The sequence below is a fragment of the Olleya marilimosa CAM030 genome (genome assembly GCF_000518485.1).
GTDB lineage: Bacteria > Bacteroidota > Bacteroidia > Flavobacteriales > Flavobacteriaceae > Olleya > Olleya marilimosa.
The window spans coordinates 190,721-210,285 of the sequence record NZ_JADR01000006.1 but is presented as its reverse complement, the minus strand read 5'-3'; the positions used below and the strand labels follow the sequence as shown (position 1 = coordinate 210,285).

The 19,565-nt window shown below is 32.1% G+C and carries 13 protein-coding genes; 2 read left to right on the top strand and 11 right to left on the bottom strand.

Annotated elements, in window-relative coordinates:
* The first annotated feature begins 14 nt into the window (after positions 1 to 14).
* Complete coding sequence (locus tag M890_RS0108350) at positions 15 to 1,823, top strand: cytochrome-c peroxidase (RefSeq protein ID WP_028283097.1); 1,809 nt, start codon at positions 15 to 17, stop codon at positions 1,821 to 1,823.
* Here the strand turns inward: M890_RS0108350 and M890_RS0108345 are convergent.
* The gene (locus M890_RS0108345; RefSeq protein ID WP_028283096.1) at positions 1,820 to 2,872 is read right to left on the bottom strand and encodes a proline iminopeptidase-family hydrolase; all 1,053 of its coding nucleotides are present in this window, start codon (positions 2,870 to 2,872) and stop codon (positions 1,820 to 1,822) included. The two genes, M890_RS0108350 and M890_RS0108345, sit on opposite strands and share 4 nt — an antisense overlap.
* A 121-nt stretch (positions 2,873 to 2,993) precedes the next feature.
* Between M890_RS0108345 and M890_RS0108340 the strand changes: the two genes are divergently transcribed.
* On the top strand, positions 2,994 to 4,895 hold the full coding sequence (locus tag M890_RS0108340) for a DUF294 nucleotidyltransferase-like domain-containing protein (protein ID WP_028283095.1): 1,902 nt from the start codon (positions 2,994 to 2,996) through the stop codon (positions 4,893 to 4,895).
* Positions 4,896 to 4,923: 28 nt separating this feature from the next.
* Here the strand turns inward: M890_RS0108340 and M890_RS0108335 are convergent, their stop codons facing one another.
* The 10 genes from M890_RS0108335 to M890_RS0108280 all read right to left on the bottom strand — a co-directional run bounded on the left by M890_RS0108335 (position 4,924) and on the right by M890_RS0108280 (position 19,555).
* Entirely contained in the window at positions 4,924 to 5,685 is a 762-nt protein-coding gene (locus M890_RS0108335; protein ID WP_028283094.1) for an NYN domain-containing protein, read from the bottom strand.
* Between the two features lie 563 nt (positions 5,686 to 6,248).
* Complete coding sequence (locus M890_RS0108325; protein WP_028283093.1) at positions 6,249 to 6,914, bottom strand: response regulator transcription factor; 666 nt, start codon at positions 6,912 to 6,914, stop codon at positions 6,249 to 6,251.
* Between the two features lie 3 nt (positions 6,915 to 6,917).
* Positions 6,918 to 8,552, bottom strand: coding sequence for a tetratricopeptide repeat-containing sensor histidine kinase (locus M890_RS0108320; protein WP_028283092.1), 1,635 nt, complete (start codon positions 8,550 to 8,552; stop codon positions 6,918 to 6,920).
* Positions 8,553 to 8,739: 187 nt separating this feature from the next.
* On the bottom strand, positions 8,740 to 9,474 hold the full coding sequence (locus tag M890_RS0108315) for an acyl-CoA desaturase (protein WP_028283091.1): 735 nt from the start codon (positions 9,472 to 9,474) through the stop codon (positions 8,740 to 8,742).
* Between the two features lie 58 nt (positions 9,475 to 9,532).
* Positions 9,533 to 10,105, bottom strand: coding sequence for a Crp/Fnr family transcriptional regulator (locus M890_RS0108310; RefSeq protein ID WP_028283090.1), 573 nt, complete (start codon positions 10,103 to 10,105; stop codon positions 9,533 to 9,535).
* A 38-nt stretch (positions 10,106 to 10,143) separates the two neighbouring features.
* Positions 10,144 to 11,853 (bottom strand): serine hydrolase, encoded by a 1,710-nt coding sequence (locus tag M890_RS16455; protein ID WP_157243269.1) that lies wholly within the window; start codon positions 11,851 to 11,853, stop codon positions 10,144 to 10,146.
* Positions 11,854 to 12,191: 338 nt separating this feature from the next.
* A complete protein-coding gene (acs, locus tag M890_RS0108300) occupies positions 12,192 to 14,099 on the bottom strand; it encodes an acetate--CoA ligase (RefSeq protein ID WP_028283089.1) in 1,908 nt (635 codons plus the stop codon).
* Positions 14,100 to 14,295: 196 nt separating this feature from the next.
* A complete protein-coding gene (locus M890_RS0108295; protein WP_028283088.1) occupies positions 14,296 to 16,191 on the bottom strand; it encodes an acetate--CoA ligase in 1,896 nt (631 codons plus the stop codon).
* Positions 16,192 to 16,482: 291 nt separating this feature from the next.
* A complete protein-coding gene (locus M890_RS0108285; RefSeq protein ID WP_028283086.1) occupies positions 16,483 to 16,848 on the bottom strand; it encodes a response regulator transcription factor in 366 nt (121 codons plus the stop codon).
* Between the two features lie 16 nt (positions 16,849 to 16,864).
* Entirely contained in the window at positions 16,865 to 19,555 is a 2,691-nt protein-coding gene (locus tag M890_RS0108280) for a sensor histidine kinase (protein ID WP_028283085.1), read from the bottom strand.
* Between the last annotated feature and the right edge of the window lie 10 nt (positions 19,556 to 19,565).

Sequence of the window (19,565 nt, the reverse complement as noted above, 5' to 3'; positions counted from 1 at the left end):
ATTACAAATTTAACATGAAATCATTCCATTCGTTTTTAATTATTCTAACCCTTTTTATAACACTTTTAAGCTGTAAAGCTGACAAAACCGAAACTATAGACGTCATTAATTGGGACAGTGCTCAAAAGTATTACATAGATAATATAGACCTTGCTTCCAAATACTTAGACAGCTTAAAAACCGAAGGTCTAAAAGGTAAAAACACCAAACACTACTTTACATTAGCACGAGAGGCTTTTAAAAAAGCAGAACCTTTTGCCTCGTATTTAAATCCTGAAGTAGGACACAGAGCTAATGGTCCTGCACTTCCTGTGTATAAAGAAGATACTGGCAAAATATTAAAACCAATTGGTCTTCAAAAAATAGAAGAAAGTATTTATGAGCAGGAGACGTCTGTCACAGATTTTAATCAAGAAATCTACGTAACACAAGGGTTATTTGCTATATTAAAAGAAAATATGCAAAACAGAGCGTTAACACCTCAACGCTTTTTTATAGCTACACACCAACAGTTATTACGTATTGTAAGTTTAGGTATGTCAGGGTTTGATACACCTGTTAGCCATTTAGGTATAAAAGAGAGTGCTATTTCATTAAAAAGCCTTCAAAACGTTTATAATAAAACCATAAAAGCCTCTATTGTCAAAAAAGACAAAACCATAGATGACGCGTTTAACAGCTCTATTTTGAAAGCAATTAATTACATCAATCAACATCAGGATTTTGATACTTTTGATAGGTTTACGTTTACCAGAGATTACCTAAATCCAATCACACGTCATTGGGTTTCTATCCGCAAAACAGCTGACATTTGGAAACCTACTAATACCGAACCATTCAATTTTGATGCACCTACTTTTTTTGAAAGCAACAGTTTCAACTTAAATTATTTTACAGCAACAACTAACCGTAACCCAAGCGATAAACAAATTGCTTTGGGCGAAAAATTGTTTTTTGACACACAACTTTCTGCTAACAACAGTATGGCTTGTGTTACCTGTCATAGTCCAGCTTTAGGATATGCAGATGCAATGGTTGTTAATTTGGATAATAATGGTAAACCATTACAACGTAACACACCAACTTTAATAAATAGTGCCTTTCAAAAAAGCTTTTTTTGGGATGGTAGATCTGAAACGATGATTGAACAAATTTCATCTGTATTTTTAAATGACAAAGAGTTTAACACTAACGTTCACACCTTTTCTAAAGCTATTTTACAAGACTCTACTTACATTACATTATTTAAAGAAGCGTATGGACAAGTACCAAAAAATAATACCAATGTTATTAAAGCATTGTCTGCTTATATTTCTACTTTAAACGGTTTTGACTCTAAATTTGATAAAAATATTAGAGGCGAACTTGATAATTTTACAGATGAAGAAACCTTAGGTTACAACCTATTTATGGGAAAAGCATTATGTGCCACATGCCATTTTATGCCTTTAACTAGTGGAACTGTACCACCTTTTTTCACTGAAACCGAAAAAGAAGTGATAGGTGTTCCAAAAACAGCCCAAAATAAAAACCTAGACGACGATTCTGGCTTTTATTATAAGTATAAAGAGGCCTTACATAAAGGTATGTTTAAAACGCCAACGGTTAGAAACGTTGCAATAACAGGACCATATATGCATAATGGCGTCTATACAACTTTAGAAGAAGTCCTAAATTTTTACAACCTTGGTGGAGGTGGTGGACTGGGTTTTGATTTGGACCATCAAACCCTTCCTTTTGATAATTTAAACTTAACAGAAACCGAGCAGCAAGCCATTATAGCTTATCTAAAATCCTTAACTGATGTACCTGACACGTATTAAAACGCACCAGAATCTACATCTTTTATAAAACTAATTAACCCTTTAAAAAACATCTTTTGATCATCAAATTGAGATAAATGACTGCCATTTGGGCAAAGCAAAAAACGTCCATTTTGGACTTCGGTACTAATCCATTTCATGTGTTCTGGATCCATGGTATCATGCGTTGCTCCAATGGTAAGGGTTGGTGTTTTTATTTCTTTTAAACGGTCTTTAACATCCCAGTTTTTAAGCGTTGCGTTACCTTTAATACCAAACTCACTTGGTCCTTGCATAGTGACATATACATCAGGATTTAAGTGCTTAAAGCCTCTGTTAATAGGTTCTGGCCAATCTTTGACTGGCATTCTTATAACATGTTTGGTATAATAATTTTCAACTATTAAATCTAAATATCTTTGATTTGTGTAATCTTCTTTATCCTCATAGCTCATAATTTCTTTTAAAACTTCAGGATCTAATTTTGGTGCTAACACCTGGTCAGAATATTTTTGATAATCAGGTATGGAGGCTACCATGTTAGATATAATTAACCCTTTTAAATTGTCTTGATATTTTAAAGCGTATTGCATGCCCAAAATTCCTCCCCAAGATTGTCCATATAAATAAAAGTTATCTTTATTTAAACCTAATGCAACTCTGACTTGCTCTACTTCTTCTACAAATCTGTCCAAATCCCATAAACTTAAATCTTTGGGTTGATCACTATAATATGACCCTAATTGATCGTAGTAGTAATACTCTATATTTTCCTGCGGAAAGTAACCATCAAAACACTCATAAATCTCATGTGTCATTCCTGGACCACCATGTAATAAAAGCACCTTCATTGTTGGGTTATTTCCAACGCGTTTAGTCCAAACCTTAAATTCGCCTTTAGGTGTTGTAATCGGAATCATTTTAATACCTCCTAAAAATTGATCTTCTGTATTAGGTTTTAAATAATTTTCTGCAGTATTAGCTGTTTCTGCAATAGTTATTTTTTCTGTTTTTTTACAATTAAAACATAAAACAAACAATAGACTTAGAATAAATAGTTTGGTTTTCATAAACTTGATAATTAGAAGACTAAGTTAATCAAATAATATGTCTTTTTCTTGTGCTAATTATTTTAACAAAATGATAGTAATAGTCCAGTTTTAACCTATTAATTTTGCATAAATTAGTAAGATGAAAAACGCCATTACAGAACGTATTTTAGATTTCCTTAAAGGCTTTCCTCCTTTTGATGCTTTAAGTCAAGAGCAGTTGTTTGCTATTGCGTCTGAAGTTGATGTGATTTACATAGAAAAGGATAATTTTATTTTTAAACAAAATGAAGCTTTACAAGATGCTTTTTATGTTGTAAAAGCTGGTGCGATTGGTGTTTTTAAAGATGATAAATTAGTTGACAAATGCGATGCAGGAGATATTTTTGGATTACGTGCTTTAATCCGAAAAGACCACTATTTATTAGATGCACGAGCTATTGAGCAAAGTATAATTTACGCTATACCTGCAAAAGTTATTGAAGAGGTTATTATAAATAATCCAAAAGCTAATCAGTTTTTAATTGCCAGTTTTGCTACTAATACACGTAACCCTTATAGTGATGAAGACAAGGGTACATTGTTTGCTAACATTGGTGTTTTAAAACCTGAAGCCTCTAGTTTTACTGAAATGCAATCGGCTAAGTTTTCTAAAAATCCAGTGGTTTGTAATCCACTAATTAGCATACAAGAAGCTTCGCAAATAATGAGTAATAACAAAGTGGGATCTATTGTAATCACTAATAACAAACAGCCAATTGGTATTATTACAGACAAAGATTTGCGTAATAAAGTGGCTACAGGATTACACGCTATTACAGATACTGTGGAAGCTATTATGTCTTCTCCTGTTATTACGTTTCCCGATAGCATATCTGTTGCCGAAGCGCAAATTGCGATGCTAAAAAATGATATTTCACACCTATGTATAACTAAAGATGGGACACCATATTCTGAGTTAATTGGTATACTCTCAGAGCATGATATTATTGTAATTTATGGTAATAATCCTTCGGTTTTAATTAAAGAGATAAAACGTGCAAATTCAGCTGAATCGTTAAAATATATTAGAGAAAAAGCCCAAGAATTATTAAAAGGCTATCTTAAACAAAGCATTCCGATAAGTTTTATATCTAAAATAATTTCGGCAATAAATGATGCTATTACATCACGTCTTATTGATTTAACAATTGCAGAATTTAAACAAGAACCTCCTGTCTCTTTTGCTTGGTTAGCCATTGGGAGTCAAGGTAGAAAAGAACAATTATTATATACAGATCAAGACAATGCTTTAGTATACGAAGACAGTACGGAAGACTACAAAACAAAAGCTTACTTTTTAAAATTAGCCACTGCAGTAAACCAAAAACTAGCTATTGTTGGCTTTAAGTTGTGTCCTGATAATATGATGGCAAGTAACCCTAAATGGTGTTTGACTGTGTCTGACTGGAAGTCGCAATTTACAAATTGGATAACCCATTCTGATGAGGATAAAATGATGTTATGTAATATCTTTTTTGACTACAACTTTGTTTATGGAAACCAAAGCTTGGTTAGCGGAATGTCTGACAATATTTTTAGTGCCATACATAGTCATGAAATATTTTTGACTTTTATGGGTAGAAATGCTTTAAAAAAGCCTGCACCTTTAAGCTTTTTTAGAAGCTTTTTAGTGGAACATTCTGGTGAACATAAAGATCAATTTGATATTAAATCTAGAGCTATAATGCCACTTGTAGATGCTGCACGTGTTTTAATTTTATCGCACGATGTTAAGGATTTAAACAATACTATTGCACGCTATCAAAAACTAGCTGAAATTGAACCACAGCACAAAGATTTGTTTGACTCTTGTATAAACGCCTTTAGAGTGCTATTACGTTTTAGAACCAAACAAGGTTTAAAACATAATGACTCTGGCCAATTTACAGATGTAAAAAACTTAAGTAAAAACAACAAGTTAAAACTTAAAGGTTGCTTTAAGCCTATTAAAGAAATTCAGGATTTATTAAGTGCACGTTATAAAGTATCGCAATTGCCTTAAATTATGGCACATATAATGGCTTGATTAATTATCGCTTTCTGCTTTTAGGTTTTACCTCTTTAATTCTGACATAAATTAATTTCATGCGACCTCTGGTGTCCTCACGACTATCAATTTCAAACGCTGGAATACTATTAATTAAAGGTGTTAGCTTTTGAAAACCGTAGTTTCTGGAATCAAAATTAGGTTGCTTTTTTTGTAATAAACTTCCAACATCACCTAAAAACGCCCAACCATCATCATCTGCTACATCATCAATAGTTGTAGCAATAAGCTTGATTTCCTTTTGTGTGATGGTATCGTAATTATTTTTGGAGTTAGAAGATTTGGTTGTAGGCTCTAATGTACTGTCTTCGGTTAGGTTTTTAAGTATTTCTATGTAAATAAACTTATCACAAGCGACTATAAAAGGGTTTGGTGTCTTCTTTTCTCCAATACCATATACTTTCATTCCTGCTTCACGTAAACGCGTTGCAAGACGCGTAAAATCGCTATCACTAGATACTAAGCAAAAGCCATCCACTTTCTCTGAATACAAAATATCCATTGCATCAATAATCATGGCAGAATCTGTAGCATTTTTACCTGTAGTATAACCATACTGTTGTATTGGTGTTATGGCATTTTCTAGCAATAAACTTTTCCATTTATTAAGGTTTGGTTTAGTCCAATCTCCATAAATACGTTTAATTGTTGGGTTACCATATTTAGCAATTTCCTCCATCATCTCCTTTACATATGCAGACGGAATATTGTCTCCATCAATAAGTACTGCTAATTTTATATCCATAAATATTAAGTTGAATTTTTATAATATAGCTAAAGGTAATAGCTTTAAATTAAAAAACCACTCATTTTTGAGTGGTTTTAACAATCTATAGTGTAGCTCTTATTTTCTTGTTGCTTTTTTAGCAAGTTTAGCAGCCTTTTTTTCTTTAGGAGATAGCGTCGCTTCCTTTTTTACATTTTTTTTTGCGTCTTGTGATTTAGCCATAATTACTGTATTTAAAAATTAATTACATATTAATTAAATGTAATGAAAAGTAGCATACAAATGTAAATTTGAACCTTTTATTCAATTAAAATTTTAATTATTAGATTATTACTAAATAAAAAAAGCCCTACAATTAATTGCAAGGCTTTACTTGAGCAAACATAATGACAATTAGCTATAATTATTTCTGTAAACTCAAAACAATTTACTTGGTTATAGTAAATTATAAATAAGGCAATCACTAAGGATTGCCTAAAGTTTTTTCCCTTAGAAAAAAACATTATTAATTAATTAGCATACAATTTTAAGACTTGTTTGCTTATGTATTTTACGGTTTCCCGTAATGACTTACTTTTATTTTAAATTAATCCTAAATCTTTAACAATTGCTACAAGATGTATTGCATTGTTAGCTTTAAACTGAATACGTAATTTATTTAGCTTTTTTTCGATAGTACTCAAGCTGTTAGGTGAAATATTATCTATTTTTAGTTGTTCTCTAATTTGCTCTTGAGACAAACCATTAGATAGTAGTTTAATTAATAAAATATCATAATCATCAATCTCTAAATTAGACTTTGGACTTAAAGCTTGTTGTACTTGAGGTGATAAATATTGACCATTTTGATATGTCGTAACAATAGCCTGATCAAGTTCTATCAATCCACGTCTACCTTTGCAAACGTAACCATCAATGTTATGTTTATTAACCAATACCCTTACTTTTTGCAATCTATCTTCTACCGAGTATACAATAATCTTTAAATCTGGGTTTTGTTGCTTTAAAGCTGCAACAAGCTCTTCCCCTGACTTATATTTTTGATCTCTGTGGTCTGCAATAAACGATAAATCTGTAATTAATAACTCAAATGGTTCTTGATCTAGAATTGCTTTAGATATTTTAAGATAAGCATCATCACAATATTGCACTTGTGTGACATTAGTTATGGATAAATTACCTAAGACAGATAAAACGCCTTGACTAATACTACCTAAATCGTCTGATATAATTACTTTACTAAACATACTTTATAATATAATGTTTGCTTTAAACCCTTTATTAATTGTGGATGTAAAAGTAATTGTTCCTCCAACAGATTGAATACGGTTTTCCACATTTTGCAAACCATTATTCTTTTTTAATAGTGTTCCTACACCATTATCGTTGTAATTAATAGTCACTTTTTTATTTTTTTGACTAAACACAACCACTACAATATTAGCTTGGCTATGCTTTTTCATATTGGTCATTAACTCTTGTAAAACTCTGTAAAGTGCAGTCTTTTTAACATCTGACACCTTTTTCCAATCTACCTTTACTATGTCCTTTGTTATAACATTAACCTGATTACTACTATAATTAGCTAATAAATCTGTAAGTAAGATTTCAAAATCTTGATTAACATGTATTGTGCTATTTTCTTTAGAAATATCTCTAGTTTTAAGATAAATCTGCTCCAAATCGTCCAAAACATCTTCATTTATGTTATCATTGCTTTGCAATTTTGTCATTATTTGATAAACATCATTTGCAACCTCATCATGTACTTTTTTGGATATTCTAGTTTCTGTTGTATAAACCTCTTTTAGTTTTTCTTTTTTATGTTTTGCTCTAAAAAAATAAAGTAACCCCAAAGCTAAAATCAATATTACAACTGCTAATAATTGATAGACTTGTTTTTGTGACTTTTCTATTTGAGATTCTAATTGGCTTTTACTTACGTTATATTTTAACAATGCAAACTTATTTTGGCTTAGTTTTGCTGCTTTTAACAAGCTATCATTTAAAAAGGAATACTCTTTAAAAACAGAATTATCGCCTAAGGTATATCTTGTCTTAACAGCATCTAATTTGTAGGACAAGCTGTTTACTTTATTAGCAACGTCATATGCTTTTATTGCAAAGGATAATGCTTGAACTGTATCCTTTTTACTTAAATAATATTCGGATAAATTTTTATAGCTTGGATATAACTCTGCTATATTATCAGAACTTTGACGTATGTTATAGGCAGTGCTTAAATCGTCAAATGCACCTTGATTATTTAATTTAAATTTTATAAATCCTAAATTATCAATTACTCTAGCCTTCTCTATTGAGTCCTCAACCCTATTAAATAATTTAATCGCTTTTACTAAAGTGTTCTTAGCGTTACTATATAATTTTTGATTTTTATAAATATTAGATATGTTATTATATAATACCAAACTATCTCTGGAAGTTGAAGTAATAGATAACGCTTTTAAATACGTCTCATTAGCTTTATCAAACATGTTTTTTTGATTATAAACTTGTCCTAAAAGATTTAATACTCCTGTTTTTAGTTTAGTATTATAATCGTTTACTTTTAGACCATCTAGAATCTTTAAAGCTTCTACAGCACTAACTTCACTATCATCATAAAAACCTACTTTGTAGTCTATTCTTGCTAAAAAATACAAATCATATGCTATACCTAATTTGTTGTTTTGTTTCTTTTTAACTTCTAAATGTTCAATTAAATATTGATACGCCTTAGCTAGCGTCTCTTCAGAAGTTACTTTTTCAATAGCTCTTGTATAGTAAGATAAACTGTCAGTTTTATGCTGTGAAAAGGCCTTGTTACATAAAAGACTAGTAACACATATATATATAAGAAGAAATGATTTTAGGTTGGTTTTCATACCTCTAAAATAGAAACTTATATTTAGTTATTTATGTACTTATTTACTTTTTAATAACTAAAGCTAAATCGTCTATTTTACTTTTTATTCGTCTAAATCCAAACCATTTGTAAAGCATTAAAAAACAGCTTTATATAAAAGCTAACCTTTATTAGGCTAAACATTTAAGCAAAAAAAAAACTGCTAATTAATTAGCAGTTTTTTTAATTTTTATGATATGTAGTTTATCTAAAACATACATTATGCAATATGTAAAATCTATTTCAAACCAACGTACTCCAAAATTTGCACGTCCACTATGTGAGTGGTGGTTGTTATGATATCCTTCTCCCATCATTAAAATATCTACTGGCAATAAATTTTTAGACGTATCACTAACTTTAAAATTACGATAGCCATAAATATGAGCAAACCAGTTTATAATAACTCCATGGATTGGCGCCATAAAAAAAGCGATAGGTAGTAATAACCATTGCCACCAAGCAGTTGCAAAGACACTAAAAAACACAATGTAAGCTGCAGCCCATGATAATCTTGAAATTCTAGAACTTGCTATCTTATCAAACGCCTTCCATTGTGGTACGTTTTTAGTAAACTTATCTGCTACTGCAACACGTTTTTTATTAATATCCTGATAAATATTTTTTGTGCGCCACATCATGGTAAACAAATTAGTATCATATTTAGGCGAATGTGGATCTTTTTCAGTGTCAGCGTACGCATGATGCATCCTATGCATTACACCATATCCATAAGCACTTAAATAATTACTACCCTGAAACACCCAAGTCAATACAAAGCAAACACGCTCTGTCATTTTTGACATAGTAAAGGTTTGATGTGCTGCGTAACGATGTAAAAAAAAGGTCTGAAAGAACAAACCTGTATACCATAAAATTATGATAAATATTAATATAGTCATAGACTTTGCTTTATTGGCAAAGGTCTATATACAAATGTAGTTATACAATGAACCTAAGTTAAGAAATTCGTTTTCTAATCCTACTTAAAGCCTGAGGAGTGACACCAATATAAGACGCTACGTATTTTAACGGAATCTCTTTTATCAAATTAGGACGCTCTGTAAATAACTTAAGGTAACGCTCTTCTGCTGTTTCGTTTAAAAGCGATTGCTCTCGTTTGGATTTAATTAAAAACAAACGCTCTGAGGATAAACGACCAATAACATTACCTGCAAAGCTTTTTTCGTATACTTCCTGAAGATCATCATATGAAATACTCCACACTGACATATCTGTTAAGGCTTGAAGTTTATATAAAGAAGGCTTTCTGGTTAAAAAAGAATCGTAAGCACTTACAAACTCATTTTTAAAACAAAAACCAAAAGTGATGTCTTTTTCTTTTTCTTCCTTAGGAATTAAAAAACGAGCGATACCTTTTTCTATAAACGAAATATAGTTTTCAGTCTCGCCAACGTCTAGTATAGTACTTTTCTTTTTAAAAATTCTATTCTCTAATTTAGACGAAAACAGTTGCCAATCTTGATCAGATATAACCACTGTTTTCTCTATATATTCTCTAATGTTTATCATATTTGCATGTACATTGCAAATATCGCGAATTAATTTTATTATTCTACGCGCTGACCAGGTAATACTTGACCGTTTTGATATAATATCATACTATCAATTTGTCCTTCAGGATTAGCTTTAAATTCAACTTTAGCCTCTACTACTTTTAGATAAAACTTATTATAATCTGAAGGATAAATCTCAAATTTTGATTGTCCTGTTGCTTGTAAATATAAACGATCATCCGCTAAGGTAACTGTAATAAAAAAAGCTGGTGCTAATTGATATTTACCTACATAAGTTTTTAAAATTTCTGGAGCCACAACTACTTGGTCTATATTTACACCTAATGTTTTTAATACATCACTTGCATTGGTGTTAGCTGGATTTATGTCTAATGACTTTTTGTAATTAAGTATAGCTAAGTCATTGTTTCCTGTTTTTAAATAAGCCTCTGCTAAAGAGTCATATGGATTTGATGCTTCCGGAAATTGAACAACATTTAATTTAAATAATGCCAAAGCAATTTCATTTTGGTCTTCTTCTAAAAACTGATAACCTAAGGTGTTAAGCTGGTCTACATCAAAATTATAGGTGTCTGCTTGACTTCCTTTAGCGTCTTTATAAAACATGATAGCCTCATCTATACTGCTATCTTTAATTTTTTTAGCCATTACTTTTGCTATTGATGGTTTTACTGGTTTTAAAGGATAGGAAGGCACCATTAATTTAATAGCAATAGCATCTACGTTTTCATTGCTATTTGTTAGTACGATTACACCTTTTTTTGAAGCTTTATCCATAGCAGACATTGCACAATAGCCACCTGTTGCGCCATTATGCATTAAAAATTTACCATTTTCGATGTGCCAAGCTAACGCCATTTCTATATGCTGATCGTTACTTTTAAAAGCTGATTGATGTGCTAACTGCATAGCTTTATCTAATGTTGTATTTCCGGAGTCACTATTTAAATTGGCTTGAATATATTTTACCATATCGCTTGTTGTAGACCTTATTCCTCCTGCTCCTCCTAAAGTAATGATATCCCAATTTTTAGTTTCTGATAATCCTGCATGTCCTTTTGCTAAGCGCTTAGTCATTTGTTCTGTTAGTACTAGTCTGGTATTATCCATTTGCAAAGGGTTTGCAATATGTTTTATTACTAATTCTTCAAAGGTCAAACCACTTTGAAGCTCTAAAATGTGACCAAGTAATCCCATTCCTAAATTAGAATATTCACTAAAAACACCAATATCTCTTGTTAACTCATGGTTAGAAATGAAACTGTAAAGTTTATCATAAGTATAATCTGCAAATGGATTATTGATGTCTTTAGGCTCCATATTATCTGGCATGCGTGGAAGTGCAGAGGTGTGTGTAGCTAAATGTTTTAATGTAATCTCTTTACCATTTTTAGTAGGTACTTTAACTGTTTCTGGTAAGTATTTTGAAATCGGATCATCTAAACTCATCTCTCCATTATTAACCTTTAGTGCTAAAATGGTTGTTGTAAATGTTTTTGAAATTGACCCAATCTCAAATACTGAATTTTTATCCACAGGTGCACCATTAGTCATTGCTGTATTGCCAAAACTGTAATAATCAACTTGATCTCCAACCATATAGCCTACCACAATACCCACATTAACTTGATTATTAACTCTTGACTGAATGTATGTTTTAACTTCTTCTGGAATTTTAGTCTCTTGTGCATTTGCTTGAAAGCTACATATAAGCACTGTTAAAATTAGTAATAGTTTTTTCATTTTGATTGTGTTTTGGTTTAATGCTACAATAAGTGATTTTAAAAACAACTATCTGTAACGTAACTACTTTATTAAATTACAAGGTATAAATTACATAATAATTTTCACTTATTAATAGGACGCTATAACACAGCGTTTGTTACAAATTATTACCTTGAATTGATTTAGTAAAGGGCTTGTTTTTATTTAAACAAAAAAACGCAACCTTTTGAGGTTGCGTTTTCTGCATTAGGGATTGTAGTGGCATCCTTTTTTGTTTTTTCTCAAAAAAGATATAACGAAAAGCCCGACACTTTGTAGCTTAAGCGGAAAAGTGTAATGCCCAAATAGTTAATTATCTACAATACATTATCCATGATTTCTTGCACACACTCAGGATTTAGTAATGTACTTGTGTCACCTAAATTTTCTGTCTCATTACTTGCTATTTTACGTAAAATACGACGCATAATTTTTCCGCTTCGTGTTTTAGGTAATCCGTTAGTAAATTGGATTTTATCCAACTTAGCAATAGGTCCTATTTGTTCTGTAATAATCTGATTAATCTCTTTACGCAAATTGTCTGGATCTCTGCTTTCGCCAGTTTCTTTAAGGGTTACGTAACCATATAATGCGTTTCCTTTTATATCATGCGGAAAACCTACTATAGCACTTTCTGATACTGCAGGATGCTCGTTAATGGCATCTTCAATTGGAGCTGTACCTAAGTTATGACCAGATACAATAATAACATCATCTACACGACCAGTAATACGATAATAACCAACCTCATCACGTAACGCGCCATCTCCTGTAAAATATTTGCCATCATAAGCCGAGAAATAGGTGTCTTTATAACGTTGGTGATTTCCCCAAATGGTTCTAGCCATACTTGGCCAAGGGAATTTTATACACAAACGTCCATCTACTTGATTTCCTTTAATTTCTGCTCCTTGCTCATCCATTAATGCTGGCTGAATACCTATAAATGGTAAGGTTGCATAGGTTGGCTTTGTTGGTGTACAAAAGGCAATTGGAGTAATCATAATTCCTCCTGTTTCGGTTTGCCACCACGTATCTACAATTGGCGATTTTTTCTTCCCAACATTATCATCGTACCAATGCCAAGCTTCTTCATTTATTGGCTCTCCAACGGTTCCTAATACTTTTAATGAAGATAAATCGTGCTTTTCTAAATGCTCTACGCCTTCTTTTGCTAAGGCTCTAATTGCTGTTGGCGCTGTATAAAATTGGTTGACTTTATGTTTTTCTACAATGTCCCAAAAACGTCCAAAATCTGGATAACTTGGTACACCTTCAAACATAACTGTTGTGGCTCCATTACATAAAGGTCCATACACAATATAACTGTGTCCTGTTATCCAACCTATATCTGCTGTACACCAATAAACGTCTTGTTCTCTATATTGAAATACGTTTTTAAACGTATAAGCAGTATACACCATATATCCTGCTGTTGTGTGTACCATTCCTTTAGGTTTTCCTGTCGATCCTGAGGTATATAAAATAAATAAAGGATCTTCTGCATCCATAATTTCTGGTACACAATCGTGATAAGCCTCATCTAACAAAGGTTGTAACCATTGGTCACGTCCTTCTTGCATGTTTATATCAGAATTGATACGTTTTGCTACTAAAACGTTATTTACACCAGGACATTCCTGAAGCGCTTCGTCTACAATACCTTTTAGGTCTATGGTTTTTGCACCACGATATGATCCGTCACTAGTAATGACCATTTTACAATCACTATCGTTGATTCTGGTTGCTAATGCTGTAGCAGAAAAACCTGCAAATACTACAGAGTGTATGGCTCCAATACGTGCACATGCCAACACAGATACTGCTAATTCTGGAATCATTGGTAAGTAAATACAAACACGATCGCCTTTACCAACTCCGTTTTCTTTTAGCACATTGGCAAATCTACACACTCTGTCGTGTAGCTCTCTGTAAGTAATATGTAATGCTTCTTCGTCTGGACTGTTTGGCTCAAAAATAATCGCTGTTTTGTCTCCTCTTGTGTATAAATGTCTGTCTATACAGTTTTCTGTGATATTCAATTTTGCACCTTCAAACCATTTGACTTCTGGCTTAGAAAAATCCCAACTTAATACATTGTCCCATTTTTTTCGCCACATAAAATGCTCTTCGGCAATTTCTTCCCAAAAACTCTCAGGATTTCGGACAGATTTTCTATAGACTTGGTAGTATTCTTCTAAATGTTTTATGTGATAATTACTCATAATATGTTAGTTTAAATTTTGTTTAGACACTTAGACAAGCTTAGTGTGACAAATAGTTTTTTATTTAATAGGTCTTGACTGCGCTTGACCTGACAACTGATTTATTTCTTAATTTTATTGCATCTAGATACAATTTTTTCATGCTTCAAAAATCACTAGATGTGACGGTTTATTTAAAACGTATTGTATCAATAATTTATTTATGAATCCCAATACTATGGGTTTTATATACTGATTTTATTTCCTCTATAATAGCAACATCATCAATGGTTGATGGTGTATTAAATTGTTGCTCGTCTGCGATATTACGCAACAATTTACGAAGAATTTTTCCACTTCGTGTTTTTGGTAATCGGTTAACTACTAATACGTCTCTAAAGGATGCAACTGCTCCAATTTCGTGACGTACATCTTGTATAATTTCTTTTTGAATATTTTCATTTCCTGCTGTTTCGCCTGATTTTAACACGACTAAACCAAGTGGTTTCTGACCTTTAATTTCGCAATGCACACCAAATACTGCACATTCTGCAACTGCCTTGTGTGAGGCTACAATTTCTTCCATTTCTGCAGTAGATAATCTATGTCCTGCAACGTTTATAATATCGTCTACTCGACCTGTTATAAATACGTAGCCATCTTCATCTTTATAGCCTCCATCTCCTGAAAAATAATAACCAGGAAAACGGTCTAAATAACCCGATTTAAAACGCTCTGGATTTCCCCAAAGATTACTTAATGTTCCTGGTGGTAATGGCAATTTTACTGCCACGTAACCTTCAACAGAGGATTCAACTTCTTCGCCTTCTTCATTTAAAATTTGAATATCATAACCACAAACAGGAAAACTAGCAGATCCTGGTTTTACATCTTGCAAACCAACACCAACCATATTGGCTAACATTGGCCAACCGCTTTCGGTTTGCCACCAATGGTCAATTACTGGTATGTTTAATTTTTCTTCAGTCCATCGTAAAGTTGCTATATCGCAACGTTCTCCTGCTAAAAACTGATATTTTAAGCAAGACATATCATAACGTTTTAGCATGTTTCCGTTAGGATCTTCTTTTTTAATCGCTCTAATTGCTGTTGGTGCAGTAAACATGACTTTTACATTATGCTCGCTAATTACTCGCCAAAATGTGGAAGCATCTGGTGTTTTAATTGGTTTTCCTTCAAATAGAATTGTTGTATTTCTGTTTAACAATGGTCCATAAGCAATAAAGCTATGTCCTACAACCCAACCAACATCACTTGCTGCCCAAAATGTATCGCCTTCATCTACACCATAAATATATTTCATAGAGAATTTTAAAGCTGTTGCATAACCACCTGAATCTCTAATAATGCCTTTTGGTGTTCCTGTGGTTCCTGAAGTGTATAAAATATATGAAGGATGTGTTGACGCTACTGCAATAGCTTCGATTGAAGGTGACTTATTTACTAATGTTTGATAATCGACGTCATAGTTTTTCTTAGGGATTTCAACTCCTAATTGTCTATCAAAAACAATAACGTGCTCTGGCTTGTTTTCCGCTTTAGCGATTGCTTGATCAACAAAGGGTTTATAGGGAATAATTTTCTGGATTTCTATTCCGTTTGATGCTGTAATGATTGCTTTTGGTTTGCAGTCGTCAATTCTAATCGCTAACTCATGTGGTGCAAAACCACCAAATACAACCGAATGGATTACACCAATTCTGGCACAAGCCAACATGGCGTATAAGGCTTGCGGAATCATTGGCATATAAATGATACATGTGTCGCCTTTTTGCAATCCTAAACGTTGCAATCCACCTGCAAGTTTTGACACTTCGTGATGCAATTGATTAAACGTAATATGTTGTTTTACATTAGTAACAGGTGAGTCGTAAATAATAGCATTTTGCTCTCCAAAACCATCATTAATATGCTTATCTATACACAAATAACTTAAATTAAGTTGCCCATCTTCAAACCATTGATCATAGTCATATTTATCCTTAGACAATATGGTTTTTGGTGCTTTAAACCAGTCCAATTGCATGGCTTGATCCTGCCAAAATTGCTTTGGTTGGTCTATACTTTTTTTATAAAATTCTTGATAATGCATAGCTAGGCTTTTTTTGAATTAAATAAGCCGAACCAATTAGGATTAAGTACTTTTAATTTGACAAGTGCATAAATTATAAGTACAAAACAAAGTCCCAAAACTATTGATAGTATTGGACTTGTATAGGTTTGACTTTCAAATTTAAACCTAAGATAAAGCGTAGCGATAATATAAATACTAATTATAATATCTGACGCTAATGGGTTGATGTGAAATTTCATGTCTTTAAACTTTAATTAAACTTAGTTTGTTTGCACACAAAACCAATTTTAAATAAACTCAAAAAACTGTTTAAGTCACTAGCTCCAATATTTCTGAAACTATTTTTTTAACTGAAAAAGGTTTGGTTAAATATTTATCTGCTCCAAGTTTTAAACCCTTTTCAATATCTGAAGCTTTATTTTTTGCAGTTAAAAATACCACTTTGGTATCTTTTAAACTATCTGTATTTTTAATTTGTGTTAAGGTTTGAAAACCGTCAACGTTAGGCATCATAATATCTAACAAAACTACGTTAGGGATATGATGTTTTAATATCTCTAAAGCCTCACTTCCATCTCTTGCAATAAACACTTCAAAACCCTGTTTTTTGAAGGTGTATTCTAACGACATAACAATGTTTGGCTCGTCGTCTACAATTAAAATTTTCTTCTTCATACTTTAAGACAACAATTTACTTAAAAGGTATGGTAAAAACAAGCGTTGCACCATTTTTAACGTCTTTTTTTGCCCAAATTTTTCCGTTATGCTTTTCTACAATTTGTTTGGTTATTGCTAAACCTAATCCACTACCTTGTGGTTTAATAGTATTTTGGTGTTTTGACTGGTAAAACTTATCAAAAATAAACTTATGATCTTCTTCCGGAATCCCTTTACCATTATCTGTTACAGAGATTTCTACAAATTGATTTCCTAGTTTATAATCTATTTCAATAACACCTGTTTTTGGGTTGCAAAACTTGATGGCATTGGACAGTAAATTGGTTAATACTTGAAGGATGCGATCCTCGTCATAGTTAGTACTAAAGGCATGTGGATTTTTATTAATTATTTTAATCTCCTTTTTTGCAGCAATCTGAGAGATACTACTAATAGCTTTATGTATTGTTTTTTGAATATCTTGATATTGTAAATCCAAGTGCAAGCGTCCAGTTTCAAGCTTTTCAAAATCTAAAATATTATGTATTAATCGTCCTAAACGATCTGTGTCCTGCAAAATATTTTTTAAAAACTGTGCCTTAATCTCTTTTGGCATATCATCGTCTTCGTCCATTAATAACTCTGTTGCTGCTCTAATACCAGTAATTGGTGTTTTTAACTCATGTGCAACAGTATCTAAAAATTCGTCTTTTTGCTTGTCTTTACTAATCAACTCCTCATTTGCATCTTTTAGTTTTGAGGATAGCTGAGACAATTCATTTGACTTTTCTAAAAGCACCTTATTACTCACAATGTTTTCCTTAGACTCTTCTAATATCTTTAAGACTTCAACTAAACTAATCTGTTCTTCCTTTACTACACTAGCAATTAATATTTTGGCTGAAGCCGAACCAATACTTCCTGTTAACAATTTTTCTGAGAAATTAATTAATCGTGCATCTGCCAATTGTGTGTCTTGAGGCAATTTATATTTAGTGAAGAAAATAGTCAGCGCACGAGTAGCTCTTTTTTCGCCTAAAAACCTAATTAATACACTTTTAATATCAGATACGTAAGCTTCTCCTTTCCAAACCAACGCACTATCCTGAAGGGTTGAAAAGTTTTTACTATCTACAAACATCTCAGCATAGTTACGCTCTCTGTAATTTCCTTTTGAGGTTAATGAAAACACCGCATAACATAACATGTTAAAAGTCATACTCCAGAAAAAAGCATGTGCAGGCGGACTTAAAAAATCAATACCAAATAACGCATAAGGTTTTAAAGCTGAAATACCAAACAAACCAAATTGCGTAAAATCGTCTGTTCCTGTAAAGGCTTGTATTGTGAAAGGTAAAACTAAAGTATAAACAGCAATAAGAAAACCAACAATAATTCCTGTAATTGCAGCTTTTGAAGAACCACGATTCCAGTATAATCCTATAAAAAATGAAGGTGCTAATTGTGCTATAATTACAAACGATATTAATCCAATAGAATACAATGATAGCTCCTTTGAAAAAGAAACGTAAAAGAAATAAGCCGAAATTATAATGGTAAAAATAGAAATACGACGGATATTTTTAATGTACTTAGAGTTTCGTTCTGGTTGATTTTTAATAAACTTATCTAAAAAACCATAAGGAATAATCAAGTTATTACTTACCATTGTAGACAATGCCAAGGTGGACACAATAACCATAGATATTACAGCCGAAAAACCACCTAAAAAAACTAATGTTGCTAAAAACGAGTTCCCGTTTTCTAATGGTAATAACAACGAGTAATATTCTGCATTTTGAGTCGATCCAAACGTGATTTTACCAGCCCAAGCTATAAAAATTACAAACAGGTTAAACAACAATAAATACAATGGGAACAACCAAATAGCCTTTTTAAGATGTTTTTCTCTGTTGTTTTCTAAAACCGAAACCTGAAATTGTCTAGGTAATAAAAATATGGCCATAAAAGACAATCCTATTAAGAAAAACCAGTTAAAACCATCCTCTACACCACTTAAGGTAGTGAGCTGTTTAATATTTCCGGATATTGAAATCTGATTATAAATATCTGTAGTGCCATCAAACAAATAATAGGTTACATAAACGCCTATAACCAAAAAGAATACTAGTTTTAATACCGACTCAAAAGCCACAGTAGCAATGATTCCTTTATGTTTTTCGGAAGCATCCGTATTTTGTGTCCCAAAAAAAGTAGCGAATATGGCTAGTAATAAAGCGACGTAAAAAGTAGAATCGTCAATTACAGTTGTAGAAACATAACTAGTATCATCAGACATAATCTCAAACGTTTCGGACACTGCTTTTAATTGTAATGAAATGTATGGCAAGGTTCCAAACAAACAGACTATGGTAACTAAAGCTCCCAGAAATCTATTATTACCATAACGTAAGGAAATAAAGTCTGCAATAGATGATATTTTATGCTGTTTAGAAATTCTAATAATCTTTCTTAAAACCACAATCCACAAAGGAGCTGCTATTACTGGTCCCAAATAAATAGGCAAAAAATTAATTCCAGAATTTGCTGCAATACCAACACTACCATAATACGTCCAAGCAGAACAATAGACTGCTAAAGACAACGTATACACATAGGGATTATTTACCCATTTACTTTGTCGTTTTTTTTCCGCTAGAAAAGCAATGTAAAATAACACTGCTAAATAGATTATAATAATGGTGATTAACGCGTAATTATTCATAGTGACGTTT